The following is an 18432-nucleotide window of genomic DNA, read 5'->3' as shown; positions in this document are numbered from 1 at the left end:
ACATGCCGTGGCCTTTGGCGCCGCCACCCAGGGGCAAGCCCGCGGGGGCGCCGCGGTTGCTCGCATCCGCGGTGGCGGGGACGCTCACACCGATGGTGGGCATGAAGGTATTGGTCTGGCTTGCCTCGGACTCGAAACTCTCCGCCGTGACCTCCATGCCGTCGAGCGTGATTGTCCCGCTGGTTCGGTCGATCTCTGGCGAGTAGAGCGTCACCTCGGCGGTGATGTCGGTGACCCGCCGACCACGCGGGTGTGCCGTCGGGATCGGCAGAATTCGGTCCGATGCGTCGACATTGTCCAGGAATGCGGCGATGGACCCGGGGCCGAGCACGGTCGGCAGACCGGTCCAGGCGAGCGTGTTCAAGACCTGGAGCGCGCTCTCGACGGACCGGGTCCGGTGGTTGGCCTCGACCGAGGGGGCAACGGCACGCAGCGCTCGGTCGAGCTGATCGATCGCGTCGAACCAGTAGACCTGAATCGGTCTGCTCGGCACCCACGGCTGCGCGAGCAACGGGCCGAGCCCGGCCGGCCTCTCCATCTCGATCGCCATACTTCCCGCGGCGGGGGAGGGCGGGGGACCGACGGATCGGTTTTATAGATGTCGGGCCTGACGCGGCGCAGGACGGTGTCGCTGTCGCCGGCGGTTCTCGCGTCGTCGACATGGAACTGGATGTGGTTGACGGAATTGACGGACTTCGAGACGGAGCTGTTCGGTCGGCCCCATTGCGAGGTATCCAGTCCCAGCAGGATTCCCGCCGTCGATGCGGCGAGGCGCGTCAGGTAGGTCGCATGCGCACCTTCGAGGAGCCACCATCTGACCGTGACCGTGTACACGTAGGGCACCGGGAATCGCGCGGTGTGGTCGCCGCGCAGCCACGTACTCAGCACTCGGCTGGAATCCCTGGTGCCACTCGCGCTTCCGGTGCCTTTGACGGCGAAGCTGAAGGTGGGGCGTACGCCGCCTTCCACTTGGAAGCTGGGGTTGAGGCTCCACTGATCGTCACCGCTTCGGCCGGCGCCGACCGCCGTATCCTTGCCGCCCAGCGCGTTGCCGTTGGCGGTCGTGTGCAGGAAATTGGTCTCCAGCGCAACACCATTGGGCAGGCGCCGACCGCGGATCCGGTCGAGATCGGCTTTGGGATGTGGCCGCGCTTCGAAGGCCACCTCGACCAGACGCGGCACGAACGGGTAGCTGCGGTCGACGAACGCGAACGACTTGGTGCCCGGTCCGTTGGCGAGGGTGCGGGTGCCGAAAATCGAGGTGTGCTTGTTGATTTGCGCCACCACGCCGCGGAAGTGATTGGCCGAGCTGGGATCGAGCACACCTGGCGCCACCGACTCCACCAATTTCTTGGTAGCCACTTTGAAGTCGTCGTGTCCGCCTTCGATGTTCGCTTTGACGACGTTGCCGTAGGTGAGGGCGCCGTTGCTCAGGACGTAGCCGATCGGCAGGAACAGATCGGCCCGCTGCTGCTTGACGATCTTGTGCACGCCGCTCTCCCGGACCAGGCGGGCGAGGTGCGGATGCAGGTGTAAATCCTTGTCGTACAACAGGAATTCGGTCCCGCCGGGGTCGTCGACGACGAGGGTGTTGTCGCCGTAGGCAGTAGGCTCCGCTGCTCCAACGAGGATTCGCGCCATGTCGGTCAGATATCTCGCCACTCTGGAGCGGCGGTGCACCATGGCGGCGAGATCTTTCCCAGTACCTGTGATGAGGTTGCGGGTACCGGTCTCGACGGTGACCACGTGCACGACCCGCGCGGTGAACCGATAGGCCTCGCCGCGCGGCCCCGCCGGGCTCGTTCCGGCTGCGTTGGCGGCGATCGTCGTAATCCGATTGGTGCCGATGGTTTCGGCGGCCGTGGCATGCCGCGGGCGGGAGAACGCGTGCTGGTAGGTTCCGCCGGGAATGGTGCTGTGGTCGGCTTCGGCGCCGAAGCGCTGTGCTGCGCTGAGGCCGAACTGGTCGCTGTGCACAGTTTCCGACTTCTCGTCCGCATGGTCTTGGGATGGCGACCAGTTCTCGGTGTTGATCTTCGCCGACTTCGGCAGCACCACAATGTCGGTGAGGTACGACTCGAGTCGAACGATGTAGTCGGTGCCCGCGACGACGCCCGCGGTGCCGATGCCCTCGATCTCGTCGGACCCATGGGAGGTCTGCACCAGCGACGCCAGCTGAGCTTGCGGAGAGAAGGCGGTGTGAATGATTTGGTACGGCGCTGACTCCGGGTTGGCGGTGCGTCCGCCGAAAGTTTGTTCCCAGACCCAGTTACCGCCGACGGCGATCTTGTTGATCCCCCATTCGACCCAGCCTGGGCGTATGTCGGGTTCCGATTCGGGGTCGCTGAGCGCCCGCGACGCATCGTGCAGCGCGCCCGCGGGATCGGTGACGATGATCGCCGGCACGTCGGATGGCAGCGTGTCGGTCCGGCGAGGCGTGGTCTGCTCGGGTGACTCGACGGGGAATGCACCGGGTATCTGTGTGGGTGGAGGCGCGGTCTCGGTACCGGGTACCGGGAGAACGGTGTGCAGCGCGCCGGATGGATCGGTGACGACAACCGTGGGAATTTCCGAGGACGGGAGGTCGGAGGTCGGCGGGCTGGTCTGCTCTGGTTCGGCTGCCGGTTGCGGATTCCAACGCGGAAGGACCGCATCCTCTTCGGCATCGACTGGGAATGCTCCCGATACGGTCTGCTCGACCTGCTCGACCTGCTCGACCTGCTCGGTATCGAGGCTCGTTCCGTTGATGAGAGCGAAAACGGCCTGGCGGATTTTCGTGCTGGAGCCGGCGTCTAGGACGACCGCCTGCTCGGGAAGGCTTCGAGTCGGTGCAGCGAGGTGGTCGATGTCCTCGTCCGTGATCTTGCGAATGGTCGCGGTCGGAGGCGGGGACGGGTCGGCCGGCTCTTGGTCCTCCGTGCGATAGGTGGGCACATTGAGGTGGACCACGCCCGCGCTGCGCATCAAGTCCGGGTCCTCGCCATCGCTGTAGGAGATCTCCATCCAATGCATGACGGGTACGGTGAAGTTCTGTGTGCCGTCGTCGGCGGGGCTGATGATCATATTCGTGGCGCCGGTGTCGAAGCCATATGTCGCACCCGCCGAGGAGTGGTACGCGTGGACATAGCTCGGCGTCACGCTGGCAAGGATTTGATTGCTCGGCACATCGAACGGGTTGGTGATCGCCACATTTCCGCCGCCGTTCCAATTCGCCTGCAGCGAGGTGGCGTCGGACTGCGTGCTGCCGGGCAGGTTGATCCCTGCCCGGTTCTGTGTTTGGAATTTGGGCAACGCCAGGTCATGGCTGACGCCGTCGTTCGGACGGTCCGGGGAAGCGTAGTAGCGCTTCGTGACAATCCTGATCGAAATGCTCTCTGTGCCGAATCGGCCGGGCTTTTTGAACCACTGGATGGCACCGCCGTCGAGCGTGAGATTCGTTTCGTCTACTTCGCCGTCGATCATCTCCGGGAAAGCGGCGACCAGGTCGGACTGTGCCTTCATCCGCTCGAATGCGGCGATATTGTTTTCGCGGGCGGTCGCGAGTGCCTTCTGTTCGACCAGGTCCAGCACACCCGGGTCATCGTGTTCGCTTGAGAAAAAGCCGGTCTCGGACAGGAACTTTTCGGCACCGGCGAACAAGGGAGCGGTGCCGGTGACCCTGAACGGGGTGGTATCGAGGCTCAGTTGACGCAAATGCAACAGCTTCGGTGACAGGTACCGAATGGGCGGCGGCTTTTTATCCGGGGTTTCCTTTGGTTCCGGAGAGCGGGTTCCGGTCGGTTGCTCGGCCGGAGGTTCCTTCGAGGGCGGAGGCGGCGTCGCGGTCGGCTTCGTGCCCAGCGCTCCCTTCGACGGCACCAGCATGTTGGTCGGGTACGTTTTCCCGTTGGCCAGTGGTGTTCCCGCAGTGGGCCCGAAACGCTTGCCGTCCCGGACCAGAACGAGATGGACGCGCATGCGGGGCGTCGTGTGCAGCATATCGTCGTGCAGACGCAACGAACGAGAGGTGTGCGCCTTCCTGCCGTAGCTGAGGGAATGACTGGAGTGGTCGGCTACGCCACCTCGGGGGAAAGTGATCTGGCCGCCGCGCCTGGGGTATTTGGTCTCAGGGAAGGGAGGGCCCTCACCGAGGGTCGTGGTGAATGCCGGGTGCGTACCGGACTCGTTGCTGATCGTCGACTTGCCCGTAACGCCCAGCTCGCGGAGAGTATAGACTTCCAGGCCGAATTTCTCATGGGTAGGTCCGGTGAGTTCGGTGCCGCCTTCGAAATCGACCTGCATCAAGAAGAAGCCAAGCGATTTGTTCTCCGAGTCCAGCCAGGAGGGGAAGGCAGCCACCCGTCCAGCATCAATGGAATATTGCCCAGAATGTTCTCTTCCTTGAAGAAATCCATCAGGTCGCCGAGGGAATTGTCGGAGATGCCTACGAGTCGTTCGCGGAAACCCCGGAATACGTCGATAAGCAGTTCGTCGTGGTTCGGCATGCTGTGTGCCGAGTAGAAAGGGAACTTCGACAACGACGGCGCGGTTTCCTGGGTTTGCTCGGGATGGAAGACCGCCGGAGCCGTTTCCAAATTATTGGGATCGACGCGTGGCAGTTCGGTATTGTCGACCAGGAATTTCGGAATCCAGATCAACAGTAGGTCGGGCGCCGCCCCGGCGATATCATGCCACACTTTCGCTGTGCTATCGGTCGGCAGGATATCGTCGATACCCTGGTTCAGGCTGAACTGCCATTCCTGTTCGTAGGTGTGCGGAATGGTCGGGCCCTTGCTCAACTTCTTGACCGTCGACTCGACCGTCGCGCCGGCCTCGATGCGCGTGGCGTACTGGTTCAGGATGACCGAAGCTTGCGGTGTGACATCGAGACTGCGCAAGCCCCGTTCGTGCATCGGCCATTTCGCACCGTAGGAACCCGAGAGCGATCGCAGATCGTGCTCACTGGCGCTGTTGCTGATCGAGCTCCACCCACGCGCGTAATGCCACAGCACGACCGGCGGACCATTGCCCGGGGCGTCGCGGTCGCCGACCGGCGGGAGCTGCTCCGCGGCCGGCCGCGCGTTGCGCAGACGCAGGCGGATCGAAACGGGAAAGAGGCGGCCACGGTAGGTCACGCGCAGCGGCAAGCCCGACTTGGTGAGCAGCCGCGACCATTCGCTGCTGATCAGACGGGGGGTGAGTACCCGGCCCAGCTCGGCCCGGAACTTCTTGTCCTCGCCGTTGATTCCGACCACCTGCCGGTACAGCTGCTCGCGCAGCCACTGGGCGGTCGTATCCGGCACCGGGACGATCTCGACGATTTCCTTCAGGCCGTCGCGCTGCGAACCCAGATCCCGGACAATGTGATTCACCTGCCCGGTGCTCGCCGAAGTGGTCTGGATCAGCGCCGTGGATGTCGAACTCTGCGTCGCAGGGGCAGATTCGGTGTTCGCGTCGGCCTCCGGCGGCGCGAGCGCGGCGACGGGCGGTGCGGCGGATTCGGGCTGCTCGTCTCCAGGGCGCGGCACGGGTGCGGTTTCGTCGGCGGACGACGTCGCCTGGTGGCCGGGCGGACTGTCCGCGAGCTGAGCAGCGGGCTGGTCAGGTGTCGTAGGTGCGGCGGGTGGGCTGGTCTCGGGCGCGGGCGCGTTGCTCGGCGGTAGTTCGGTGGTGTTTCCGAATGCGAAGCGTGTGCCGGTACCGCGGCTGGACAGGCGCGAGAATTTGGTCAGATGTGTGGCATCCAGGATGACGGTGCGGTCCGGGCCGTAGGTCAATCCATCGATCGTCTGCGGCACCGCCGGGTTGTCGGCCCACGGGTTTCGCAGCACGATCTCGATGCGGCCGGTCGCGCTGGAACGCACATCCACCACGTCATAGGTGTGGGTGCCCACCAGCCCTGGATATTTGGTTATGTTCTCCGCGCCCGCGCCGAAGCCGAGAGTGTTCAGCAGAACCTGATCGCCGCGACCGCGCAGGAATCGGACTAGGTCGGAGAAGTGTTGCTGGACAGCAGAACTGGTCATGGCTTGCGCGGGATCGTTGATCTGGCGGAGATAGTCGAGCACGGCGGTGATCTCGGGCTGCCATTGCGCCTGCTCCTCCAGTTGCAGGTGGTAGCCCAGGAAATCCCGGAAGTGTTCGATGTCGAGCTTTCTGGACACGTCAAACCGGTCCCAGATCGGCTCGAGTTGGCCGAGTCGTTGCGCGAACGAGAATGCCGTCTCCGCAACGGCATTCGCACCGAGCTGTTCCATGATCAGGTCATAGATCGTGTCCACACCGAACCGCATCGGGTGCAGGAAGGTGGCCAGGTCGAGGCCGCGGACAGGTTGATGAGCGGTTCCGGTCGCGTTCAGCTCGTACGGCGGCAGCAACTGCCCCATCACGTGCGCGGCGAATCCGCCCTTGATCATGGCGTAGTCGCCGCCGCGCCAGATCGCGTAGGCTTTTTCGATCAAGGCGGGCCACAACGGGTTACGCGCGTCGTTGGCCGCGTAGATCATCCGCCCGTTCGCGTCGGTGTAGAAGTCTCTGGTGACCCGTACCCACTGCGGCACGCCGAGCGCGGTGAAGAACCGCACGGCAACGGTGCCGTCGGGATATTCGACGATCATGTCCCTGATGGCTTGCGGGTTGTTCTCGGCGATATCCATCAGCGGCGCGAGCAGATAGCAGTCCCCGGCCTGGCCTTGGGTCGCATCGGCGGGCACGGGGCCCGCGCTACCGAAGACAGGACCGGACGCGCGCGCTATCGAGCGCCCGAGCTGTTGTAGCGCCGGCGGGGAAACCCGGGTGTTCCCGTCCAGCAGAAGATCACCCCAGCTGCCGACCCGCAGCGACACCAGCCCGCCGACCGGCGCATGGCGTGCAGCGTTGCTCGGCGACAGCCAGCGCAGTCCGGTGACTTCGACTGCCGGCGTAGTCGGCGTCGTCCAGTGGTAGATGCCGTCGCTCGCGGGGGGAAACACCGTCAGCTCACCGAGCAGGTTCCGGTGCACCGAGTGCCGCGCGGCCGTCGGTTCGTCACCGATCCACACCGTGAGCAGATCCGGGCTCGCTGGATCGACCGTGCCGTGCAGCTCGTCACCAGGCCGGACACTGAGCAGCTCACCGTCCTGATCGACGATGCTCAACCGGCCCGCCGGTGCGGTGATCGATGAGCCCGGCATCGGGGCGATCGGCGACGGATGGGCGGGCGCGCCGAACGGGCGGATCGATACCGTGGCAGTGCCATTGATATCAGGCCGCAGTAACGCGAATGCCTTCTGCGCCAACGCCGCCCACATCGGCTCACCATCGGTATGCCCGGCATACATCGGCTCTCCGGACGACTGCGACGTCTCGTGCGGCAGAGTCCGATCGACCCGTACCCACTCCGGCTGACCGTCGATGAAGAACCGCACCGCGACCGTCTGGTCGGGATACTCATGGAACATTTTCAGCAAGGCCTGCGGGTCCCGCTCGGCCTCCCTGCCCAGGTTGTTCATCAGCACCGCATAATCCGCCCGGGCCCCCGCCCGAGCATCCGAAGGCACCGGCTGCGAGTTCCGCGTCGCGAACACCGGGCCGGTATGCGGGACCATCGACGCGGCGGGGGCACCCAAACCCAACGCGTGCACAGCGCTCGACGCCAGCGTGACCCGCCAACTCAGGTTCTTGACGGATACCGCACCGTCGGCCGTCGGCTGGATCCCCAATAGCTCGCCCGCACCCATCTCGACGACTGCATTCTCGTGGTAGAACAACAGCTGCGTCCGCTGCTGGCTATCCACGCGCCGTGGCGTGCCCACCCACGTGCCCGCGGGATCCTCAGTCCAATCCCAGAAGTCGCGTCCGAGTAGTTCGGGATGCACCCGGTATGTCACCTGCGGATCAGAACTCACCCTGATCTGCGCGTTGTCCCGGCTGATTCTGTCCAGCTCGATACTGTCGCCCGGCCCGACCACCACGGCATCTCGACCATTCCGGGTGATCAGCACCGTGTTCGCGGTATCCCCGATCACTCCCACACGCTGCACACCCAGATCCGGCGGCGGCACCGAGAACAACTTGGGCTGTTCGCCAGAATCGACCTTGCCGTTGTCATCCGGGTGCGCCGGGCCGGGAAGTGGTTCCGCCGCTCCGGTTTCGGCCTCGGGCACGGCTTCGGTGGCACCGGCACCGAGGCGCTGGTAGCCTTCGGGCGCCGGCGATTCGGACGGTGCAAGCCGTGACCCGTTCGCAGATCCCCGCAGGTGCTGTCCCGGCTGGGAAGCGGGCAGGTTCAGGTGTACCCGGTAGGGATCGAGTCCACGGCGGAAGTACTGATTGCGGACCTCGCGCTGGAAGTCGTCGAATGTTGCGTGGCGGTGCATTTCCAATGCGGTGTAGATCGCGCCGGCGCGGGTCCTGCCGAAACTGTCGGATCGCGGTTCGGCGGCGAAGCCGACACCGGCCAGCACCTGTTCGGTCCCGGTCGGCGCATCCCAGTGGAACATGCCGATGTGGCGGTTCTGGAACTCGCGTAGCCAATCGCGTACTCGCCCCGCTGCGGCGCGATCCTGAGCGTAGATGACGATGCCGTCCACGCGGAGCTCCTGTGGGCCGAATACTTTCAGCTGGTGGATTCCGGGGAAACGAGCGGGATTGTCGAGGACTTCGTGCACCAGGTGCGCGGTCACCCTCGACCGGGCATTGCCGGTGGCGTTCACATAGAGCTTGTAGTCGTCGTGACCGGTGGGGATTTCGCCGGATGCACTGGTTCGGGTGAAGTGGACAACCGGAATGTCTTCGGGTGCAACGTTTTCGGCGTTGTATGGGGTGAGCGTCCCCCTCTCCTCCATGTCGCCCTCCCGGGCCGGGCCGGGCGGACGTCGCGACAGGATCCGCACCATGTCATCTTTGAAGGCACCGGCGTCCGCCGGCGGGTCTCCGGCCCCCCGCGTCAAATACGCTTCATAGATGTGATTCTCGCTCTCGGCGTAAAGGCGATCGTCCCAGATCAACTGCAGGAACGCGGTCAAGCTCTCCAGCGACACCGTAGGGAGTTCCACTCCGTTGCTTCGGTAGGTGGATGTCCGCAACTCCCGCAGGTCGTCGAACGACAGATCCGGCCACGCCGGTTGCAGCGCGGTATACAACTCGTCCAGCGTGTACGGCTGACGGAAGATGTCCTCGATCTGTGCGGCAGCGTGGTCCAGCACCGAGCCCTGCCGCTGTGTGGCAGGGGGCACGGCCGACCGGCCGGTCGAGACCTCTGTGGTCACTTCTTCGAGGGTTCGATGTGGTTCGGGCAGGTTCAGGTGTGGTTGGTCGGGATCGACGCCGTGGTCACGGAATTGGTTGCGCACCTCGTTTCGGAAGTCGTCGAATGTGCCACGGCGATGCATGTCGAGTGCGGTGAATATCGCGATGGCCCGGGTATCGCCGAAAGTGTGCTGCCGCCCTTCGGCGCCGAAACCGACACCGGCCAGCACCTGCTGGGTGCCGACCGGGGCGTCCCAGTAGAACATGTGGCTGTTCGCGTTCTGGAACTCGCGCAGCCATTCGATGACCCGATTCGTCGCCGCTGTGCCGAAGGTGTAGACGACGACGCCGTCCACGCGGTGTTCCTCCGGGCCGAATGCTTTGACCTCATGGACTCCTGGGAACCGAGCCGGGTTGTCGAGGACTTCGTGCACGAGATGCGCGGTTACCGTGGACCGGGCGTTGCCGGTGGCGTTCACATAGATCTTGAATTTGGCGCCGTCGGTAATGCCGGCCGCGGCTGCGGGTTGCCGCGTGAAGTGCACGACCTGAATATCCTCTGACGCAACATCATCGGCATTGCCCGGCGTGAGCACACCCAGTTCTTCCATCGTGCCGACCTGGGCGGGGCCAGGTGGGCGCCGGGCCAGGATCTGCACCATGTCGTCTTTGAAGGCGTGCACGTCCGCGGGGGGCTCGCCTGCGCCGAGGATCGAATACGCGTTGTAGATGACGTCCGCGTCTGCCGCCCGCTCGCGATCGGGCCAGAGCAACCGCAGGAAGCGATCCATGTTCTCCCACGAAACCGTGGGCAGTTGTATCCCGTTGCGCAGATAGGTGGGCGCCCGCAATCCCTCCAGGTCCGCGAACGACAGATCCGGCCAGATCGGCTGCAACGCGGTGTACAGCTCGTTCAGCGAGCGTGGCTGGTCGAAGAGGTTGTCGAATTGCGCGGCAGCGCGAGCCAGCACTGAATCCGATCGCTGCGCGATGGGCGGCACCGACGGACGCCCGCGCGGAAGCACCGGTTGCGCGGTTTCGTAGTCGATTGTGTCGGGTCCGGTGCTGAGGCCGAGGTTGGCTTCGGGGCGGGTCGGTGTGTGGGTTGCCGGGAGGTTGGTGGGCTGGATGGGCTGGTTGTCGGGGGTGTAGAAGATGGCGCGGGTGCGGGAGAGTTCGCGGGGGAGGACGGGTGGGTAAGGGTGGAAGCGGCGTCGTGCTCGGTCGGCAATGCGGATGGTGCCGTGGACGTTTCGCATGACGTAGACGTGGCCGCCGATGCCGTTGCGGTCGGGTTTGCCTTGGTAGTTGTCGACGACGAGTGCCTTGTGTCCGTGGCCGAGGCGCAGTAGCTGGTCGCGGATGTGGTCGTGGTCGCGGTAATCGTGAAGTGCTGCGGCAGCGTGTTTTTCGAGCTCGGTGCGGGTGCGACCAGCCAGGCCCGCTGCTGTGGTGGGGATGGTGGCGGGGGTGTCGGTGGTGTCGCCGTCGCTGAGGAGTTCGGTGAAGGCCAGGCGGACACAGTCGTTGCTGCGGACCGCGACGGCGGTGGGGTGGGTGAGGCCGAATCGGGTAGGTCCTGCCGGACCGGCCTGTTGCTGGTGTGCGGCGCTGCCGTCGGCGATTTGGGTGGTGGGGCCGGAGGTGTCGAACAGCAACCCCCATTCCCGGGCCACCCGGCCCAGTTCGGCGACGCCCGCACTTTCCGCCACATTCAAGGTGGCGAATACGGTGCTGATGCGTTTTTTGGCAGTCGGGGTGGATATGCCGAGCTCTCGGGCGATTGCGCGCGCATCGAGCGGGCGCGGTCGTACGAGCCGGATGAGCACACTCATGTGCTCATCCGTGAACGACACACGGGTGTTCGATACCGGATCGAAGCCGTGATACTCGAAATCCAGATCCCCTGGCATCGGGAAGGGCGCCAACACGCCCCACGCGCGGGCCGCCCGCACTGCGCCGAGAACGGTCCGGTCATCGCCCACGAGCACTAGTTTCTGGTAAACGTACTGAAGGCGACCTCTGACGGAGTTCTCGGTGACCCGGAGGTCGCCGAGCCCTTTCAGCTCAGCGGCGACGTCGGTGTGTTTCTTGCTCTCCAGGGTCGGTTTCCGCTGTGCATAGCGCTGCAGAAGGTCCACCTGTCCGGGCAAGAACAGTACTTGTTCGCCAGTTGCCGGATTCCGGCCGAATTGTTCATGATCCACGTCGCCGACTTCTGGCACCCGGGCCCGCAAACCCCACGCGCGTGCTGCTCGCGCCATTGCGGCCGGACCGAGGTCGAACGACTCGAACCTCTCGGCCAGCGCCTGAATCCGCTGTTTCACTGTCTTCTCGTCGGCATGCCGGTCGCCGGCCGCACGCAATTCTCGGGCGATATCCGCGTATTCCTTGGGTGTCAGTGCAGGACCGAGTCGCGCTATTCGGGACAGGAGATCGATATCGCTCGAAGCGAATGCCACCGGCGTACCGGTGGTCGGTACCCGACCGAAGAATGTATAGCTCGTATCCCCGGTCGAGGGGTCCTTCCGCGCCGACGCCGAGTCGGTGGGCACCACCTCCACCGCACCCACACCCCGCAGTCGTTCCCGCAGGTCGACCACCGACACGGTCGAATGATTCGGGTAGACATCGAATCCGCCGTCGGGGCGCGATATCGCCGACGCCACTTGCTCGCCGTGCTCCGACGGCTCGCGCCACGACACCCGCGTACCCTCGCCGAAGTCACCCTCGTCCAGTGCGTGCAGGAACCGGGCCGTCTCCCACACCTGATATGCGCCGGGTGCCGGTCCGGGTTGCACGACTCGGACCACACTGCCGCCACTCAATTGCGGCCATCCCGTACGCAAGCCGTCGCGGAAGACGTCGGCGCCGACCACTACCTGCCTGCCGGCGTTCGCGGCATCGCCGGCACCGAGCAGCCGCACCTGCGTGCCCTCTGCCGAATGCTCCACCGACGCCACATAACCGCCGCCGCCTGTGCCGTCGATGAATTCGAACTGTGTGCCCACCGGGAAGTCGACGGTCGCGAACTTGTCGCGGAACGTGCTCCAATCGAACACATCCACGCGGTCCTGCGGGCCCACTTCGGAAAGCTTCTCGGACACAAGGGTTTCGAGAAGTGCGTTGGGGTCGGCCCGGTATTCGCCGGAGCCGAGACCGAGCCGCGGCTCGGCGTCGAACGTCCCGGCCAGGGCGCGGTCGCCGGGGTGCCCGATTGCCAGGCCGTCCGGACCGGCTGCCGAGTAGGAGTCGGCCGCATCGAAGATCTTGCCCAGGCCTGGACCGGAATTCGTTTCGCTGACGGGCGGAGCGAACTCGGGCGCGCCGCGCCCAGACGTATCGGATCGTTTGGGCGACAAGGTATCTGCCGAGCCGTCGAATCGGGGTGGCTGCGCTGGTGGGTTCGGAGTGGTCTTCGGCGGGCTGTCGTCCTGCCGATCCGGGTCGTCGTGTGTCTCCGCATCCTGACGGACGTCGCCTGGATCCTGCGGCAGCGTGACGGCTTCCACCTCGGGCGTTTCCACCTCGGGCGGCGGGGTGGTGAAGTCCATGCCCGGCGGGACGTGCCCGGTGTCGAGCACCGGGGGAGCGTTGGCTCGGTAGCCGCCATGCCGCCCGGACGAGAGCAGTTGTTGCTCTGCCGCACGTTCGACAGCGGGAGCCGTCTGCTCGCGTAGGGTCTGTACGGCTTGCCGTACGGCTTGATCGGTTTCGTCGAGGCGGGCGCGGGTCTCGGGGGTGTCGTCGGCCCGATGATCGGCAATCGCCTGTTCGTGTTCCTCGACCGCTCGGTGGAATCGGACGACCTGTTCGCGCACACCGTGATCGGCCACCGCACCGTAGTAGTCCTCCTCGGACAAGAACCGCTGGAAGGTGCCGGGGAAGCCGCCGTTCTCGTGGTCTTCGCCGACGCCGCCGCGCTGTGCACGGCCGCGGATCTGAATATGGTTGCGTTCTCCGTAGGCCGGACCGCCGCTGGATTTGACTGCGGTGCCACCGATTTCGACCGATTCCGGGGTGGGTTTCGGGCTCGCGCCGCGTCCGTCGGCCTTGTGCCCGATGTGCAAACTGCCGGGTGCGCCCCATTGCTTGGTTTGCTCGTTCGCGAGTACTTCGGCCTTGACGCCATTGCCGTGGAGTTCGTACCACCGCGCGTCGCGCATGGTGTAGTCGAGTTTGATCTTCTCGGCCACCGGCAGTCCGGCGGCCGCAGCCTCGGCGTGGATCTCTTCTTCGGTGATCCTGTTGATCCAGTCGGCGACTCCGTATTCTTCGGGGTTCTTGTCTTTCCAAGAGTTCAGGGGAATTTCCTCGACGACGCGTCCGTCGTCACCGCGCACGATGCGCACATCATCGCCGGCGATATCGCGGTTGTCGGTCATCACCACCCAGTGCGGGCGCCCGCGTTGCTTCGCGCCGACGACCGTACCGTCCTTGACGATGAGCTCGATCTTGCCGTCGGGCCTGACCAGGTCGTCGAAGATCGACAGTCCCATAGCCTCGAGTTTTCCCTCGCGAGTCTTGAATTCCGCGTCGGGGACATCTTCGATCTTGTCTCTGTAGAAGTTCGGAATCTCGGGTACCGGACCGATGCCGTGGCGGTCGTAGAGTGCGTTCTCCACCTGCTTCAACGTCCCCGACACTCCCGATGGTGAGTGCAGGTAGCTGCTGCCGACGAGTTGGTCGAAGCTCATGTACAGCGTGCCTTCGGGGTGATTGGCTCGGACCGGCACCCCGGCCAGGACGTCGAGGTACTGCCCGACGCCTTGGAGGCGGTTCTCGCGGACGTTGGCGCTGCCTTTGGTGCGGTCGACCATCAGTTTGTCGTTGGTGTCGGAGGCGAGCAGACCGGTGCGGCCTGGATCGCTGGAATTGTCGGGGTCGAAGGATTTGATCCAGTCGGTGTTGCGTCGCTTACCCCAATGCGCAAGTGCCGCATTCTTATACGACTCGGCCTGCTGGGGTGTCACCGGTTCGCCGGGGACCCGATTGAGTTTCTCGATCGCGGTCTCGCTCAGCTCCGCACGCCACATCCCCCTGGTGAACTCCGGTCTGCCGAAGTCCTTGGCCGTCAAACCGTGCAGCTTCTCCGCCGCCAGGACCCGATACATCGCCTGCTCGATCCTGCGCGCTTGCGCCGGCAACTCGTCGTGCTGCCCACCGGGGGTGAGCACCCCCTCCTGCCCGTCGAACATCGCGGCGTCGAACTCGTCGCCGGTGTAGGGCCCCTTCGGAAACGGCTCGAACTTCTCGCCGATCTTGTATTTGTCCAGCACCGCGTCCAGCCGCTGCTTCATCTCGTCCAGCTTCGGGCGCTCGTTGTTGAGCCAATCCCGCAGCTCGTTCACCTCTTTCACCGGCGCCCCCGCCGCGCCGATCCGATCCAGCACCGCCTGGGCCTTCCGCAATGCCGCGAATACGAAGTCCTCTTTGGTCCCGATGATCACACCGCCGGAGGGCATCGGCCCCTCATCGGTCATCCGCGACACCGAGATCGGCAGGTCCCCGTACCGAGAGCTGGCGAACGCCTTGACCAGATCCACCATCGAGGACACCAGGTTGTCGCTACTCGTGGTCCCGTAGGCGGTGCCCTGCTCGACGGCGTCGGTGAACAACCGCATCGCCATCAGCATCTCTTTGCCCTGACCGGTACCCAGATTGCCGACGCGCAGCAGATACCCCAGCATCTGATTCTCCCGCGGCTCGAAGCCCTCGGGATGCGTCATCTTCACGAACGCACGCAGGTGCGCCAACCGTTCTTCGGGCGTTCCTTCGGCGATCACCTTGCGCAGTTGCTCACCCGACAGCGGCACCGTCACCGGATCGTCCGGGCGTCCCTTGGACAACAGCTGGTGGTCGTAAGCCGAAATCGCATCCAGCACATCGCGGGCCGCGGCCATCTGCTTGCGCACGATCGCCTCGAAGGCCGGACCTCGTTCGGCCAGCCCGCCATCGAACGCTGCCTTGTCCGCTAGTCCGGCGTTGCGCAGCACCACCGTCCGGTCGCCGATGGCCTGCAGACCGACCTCCGAAAGGTGATCGCGCGCAGCTTGATACGAAGCGGTGCTGTCCGCCAACTGTTGTTTCAGTTCCGACAAGGACGAATCGGCCCGCGCGGCCGAGTCCTTGCTGTCGAACTCGTCCTGCAGCGAGCGCGCCCGAGTCCTGACGTCGGCCTCGAACTGGCGCGGATCACCGATCACCTTCCCGGTCCGGACACCCTCGCCCGACCCCGACTGCAGCCAGTTCAGCAATCTCGTTGCCACGCTCGACTTTTCGTTGGGGTCCAACGCCCACCGCTCGGCTCTGGCCGTGCTCAGTTCGGCATTGTGTTTTGCGGCGGCACGCAGCAACGCTTCCCGCTCGACCAGTTCGGTCCGCAATCCTTGGGTGCGCGCTTCGATGTCAGTTCGTAGCCAGGACAGGCGTTCCGCGCGTGGTTCGGACGCGCGGGCTTCGGCGTTGTATTCCCGGCGAGCCTGCACCAAACCCTGATTCGCGTCTCGGACCCGGTTGTGCGCCTCCGTGATGCTCTTGACCAGTTCGCCGTCCGCGCGCGCCTCGTGGTTGGCCGCCGCGGCGTTGTATTCGTCGCGGCTGTTCTCCCACCGCTGCCGCGCGTCCCGGAAGCTGTCTTGCGCCTCCTGCAGCCGACGCGCGGTGTCGGTGTGTACGGTGTCGGCTTCTCGGTCCGCGGTCAGGATGGCCTGGTCGGCCTCGGCCTGCAACTGTGCGTACCGCTCGTCGACCGCCCGATCGATCGCGGCATCGTGTGCCGTGCGCGCTTGCTCCAGCTGTGTCGCGGCGTCGTCGTGCATTTCGCGCAGCGCGAGCGCGGACGCGCCTTCCTTGGGCGACTGGTCGTGCTCTACCAGGCGGCGAGTGTCCTCGAACTCCGCCTCGGCGGTCTTCAGTCGCTCCCTGGTCGCGGTCACGTCGCGGTGGTCCTGGACCTCGTCGCTGTCCCGCAAGCGGTTTCGCAACTCCGTCACCCGGGTGTCGGTCGGCTCTTCGGCCGCGCGTCGCCCGGGTTGTTCCGGAAGTGCTGGATTGTCCGGGTTTTCGGTCAGGTGCGCCCGGGGTCGCCGAATCGACTGGTCGCCGGTTTCGTCCTGGCCGTTCTTGCGCTCGGGCCCGGTGGTTTCCGGATGTGCACCGCTGTCGTCACCGGATTTCGACCGGGCGAGACCATCCGGTCCCGATTCGTTGTGCGCTGCCAGACTTTCGGGTCGCGCCGCCGGGGGAGCAGGGGTGCGCTCCGGCGAGGCCGCCCGCGACGACGAACCCGACACCGACTGATCTTCTCGCCCAGTCACTGTGCGCGGTCCTGGCGGCCCGGACTCGTTGGGCCCCGCGGAGATACGGGTCTGTGACCCGCCGCCCACCGACGAGGAAGTACTCGGCGCCGCCGACCGAGGGCGTGCCTCGGGATCGGGTGTGCCCGACCGCGACGGTGTTTCGATGCCGCTTCGACTCTCGCCGCCTGACGCTCCCGTCACGGGCCGGACGTCGCGCAGATTCGTCGAGCTGCCGGTGTCGGTGGCGGAGATCCTCGACGCTTGATCCGAGCCTGTCCGAGCGTCCGGGCCTGCGGAGAACTGCGCCGATTCGCGACTCGAATTCCCGGAAACGGATGCACCCGAAAGGCTCTCGGGTCCAGCCGAAATCTTCTCCTGCGGCAGCCCATCGGTCCGGAGGTTGTGCATACCCTGCGGTTCCGGTGAAGACGCGCGCGATACCGGACCGGAGGCCGATTCCGACGCGCCGTCGAACGTATGGGCAGTCCGCGGCGCCGCGTCGCTGCCCTTGGCATCCGAGAACGATGTCATCGAGGTGTGCGAGGACCCGCCCGACACAGACGACGCGCGCGACACAGACCCGTCGCTGGCACTCGAACTGATCGAGTCCGTGCGCGGCCGTAGCACGCTTGCCGCCGAAATGCTGCCGGTGCGCACAGAAGCCGATCGAGTCGACCCGTTGCCGTTGCCGTTGCCGTTGCCGTTGGTATTCGCGCTGCCATTTCCGTTGCCGTGCACCGATGCGGCACGCGAATTGCCTTCCGCACCTACGGATCCCGAGGTCGTGGACCGGCCGTTGCCGTTGCCCGTGTCGCCCGTGTGCGACATCGCCCGGGTCTGCTGCCCGTTGTCCGTGCGGTCGCCGGAACCGCGCGGCGCGCCTGCGCCCCCGCCGTCCTTCTCCGACGCCGAGTAAATGGAGCTACCGTCGGAAAGCGACAGGTCGGATTTGGCGGTCACTGCCTTGACGTTCACCATCGCCCCGGCCCGCGCATGACCGATCGAACCGTGCAGACCACCGAGGATGCCACCACCCACCGCGCCGGCGAGCATGGCCGGGTCGAATTCCCACTCTCCGGTGAGCGCGCCACCGGTGACGAAACCCGCACCCGCGCCGACCAATCCACCAGGGATACCGGCGCCGATCGCGATACCACCGGACTTCCACCAGGTCATCGATTCCTTGCCGACCCAGTTGGCCAGCCCTTTACCGATGACGCTGGCGACCGGCGCCGCTACCGCACCGGACACCGCACCCACGGCGCCCGCGACGAAAATCCGCTTCAGGTCGAAGTCGTCGATGTGCCCCTTGCTCTTCTGGATCGCCTCCACCGCGAACTCGGTGCCCAGGCCGATCACACCCTGCACCCCGCCGCTGATGGCGGCCAGCTTCCACATCGGCATCGCCGCGATCTTGGCGGCATGGTTGACCAGGAATTCCAGCCGAGTGGCCAGTGTGCGACCGATCACCGCCATGATCCCGGCGGTCTCGGCTTGCAGTGCCGGGATCACCACCGCACCGAACCAGGTGGTCAGCGCGTACGCGATCTCGGCGGCCAGGATCGCCAGGGTGATGATGACCTGCAACTTGGTGTGCTCGATCTCGGCGCCCATCGCGCGGCACGACTTGCCGACCTGGCGCATCGTGTCGATGAGCTTCGGGATCGACTGTTCTCCGGCGAAGAATTGGTCGAACTGGCTTTTCATCTTGTCCGCGCCGTCGCCGGAATAACTGGCGGTCGCGGTGTCGCACGCGGAGCGCAAGAGGTCGAGGGCGGCGTCGAGGGTGTCCGCCGCCGACTTGTAGTCGTCGTTGAGGGCGAACATCTTGTCCTCGTCGCCTTCCGGCCACGCGGCACCCGCCAGGTAGCTGAGCCATTGCAGCTCAGCCGGCATCTCGATGCTCATCGATCAGCGCTTTCGG

The 18432-nt window shown here is 65.5% G+C and carries 3 protein-coding genes; all 3 read right to left on the bottom strand.

Annotated features, from left to right (window positions below; all coding sequences use genetic code 11):
* The coding region (locus TY25_RS04955) for a hypothetical protein (RefSeq protein ID WP_042254413.1) at positions 1-364 on the bottom strand (364 nt) is incomplete at its 3' end.
* Positions 361-4338: a hypothetical protein gene (locus TY25_RS04950; RefSeq protein WP_156055047.1), complete on the bottom strand. Its 3978-nt coding sequence runs from the start codon at positions 4336-4338 to the stop codon at positions 361-363. The genes TY25_RS04950 and TY25_RS04955, both read right to left, overlap by 4 nt.
* A complete protein-coding gene (locus TY25_RS04945) occupies positions 4281-18416 on the bottom strand; it encodes a WXG100-like domain-containing protein (RefSeq protein WP_042254410.1) in 14136 nt (4711 codons plus the stop codon). Before TY25_RS04945 ends, TY25_RS04950 begins: the two co-directional genes overlap by 58 nt.
* Positions 18417-18432: the final 16 nt, after the last annotated feature.

It is taken from the genome of Nocardia brasiliensis NBRC 14402 (assembly GCF_000308475.2).
GTDB lineage: Bacteria > Actinomycetota > Actinomycetes > Mycobacteriales > Mycobacteriaceae > Nocardia > Nocardia brasiliensis.
The sequence above is the reverse complement of the archived record's forward strand: the minus strand, read 5'-3'. Positions and strand labels throughout refer to the sequence as shown.

Excerpts from the sequence above, each read along its gene's own strand:
- TY25_RS04945 (WP_042254410.1), bottom strand. The coding sequence starts at position 18,416 with ATGAGCATCGAGATGCCGGCTGAGCTGCAATGGCTCAGCTACCTGGCG.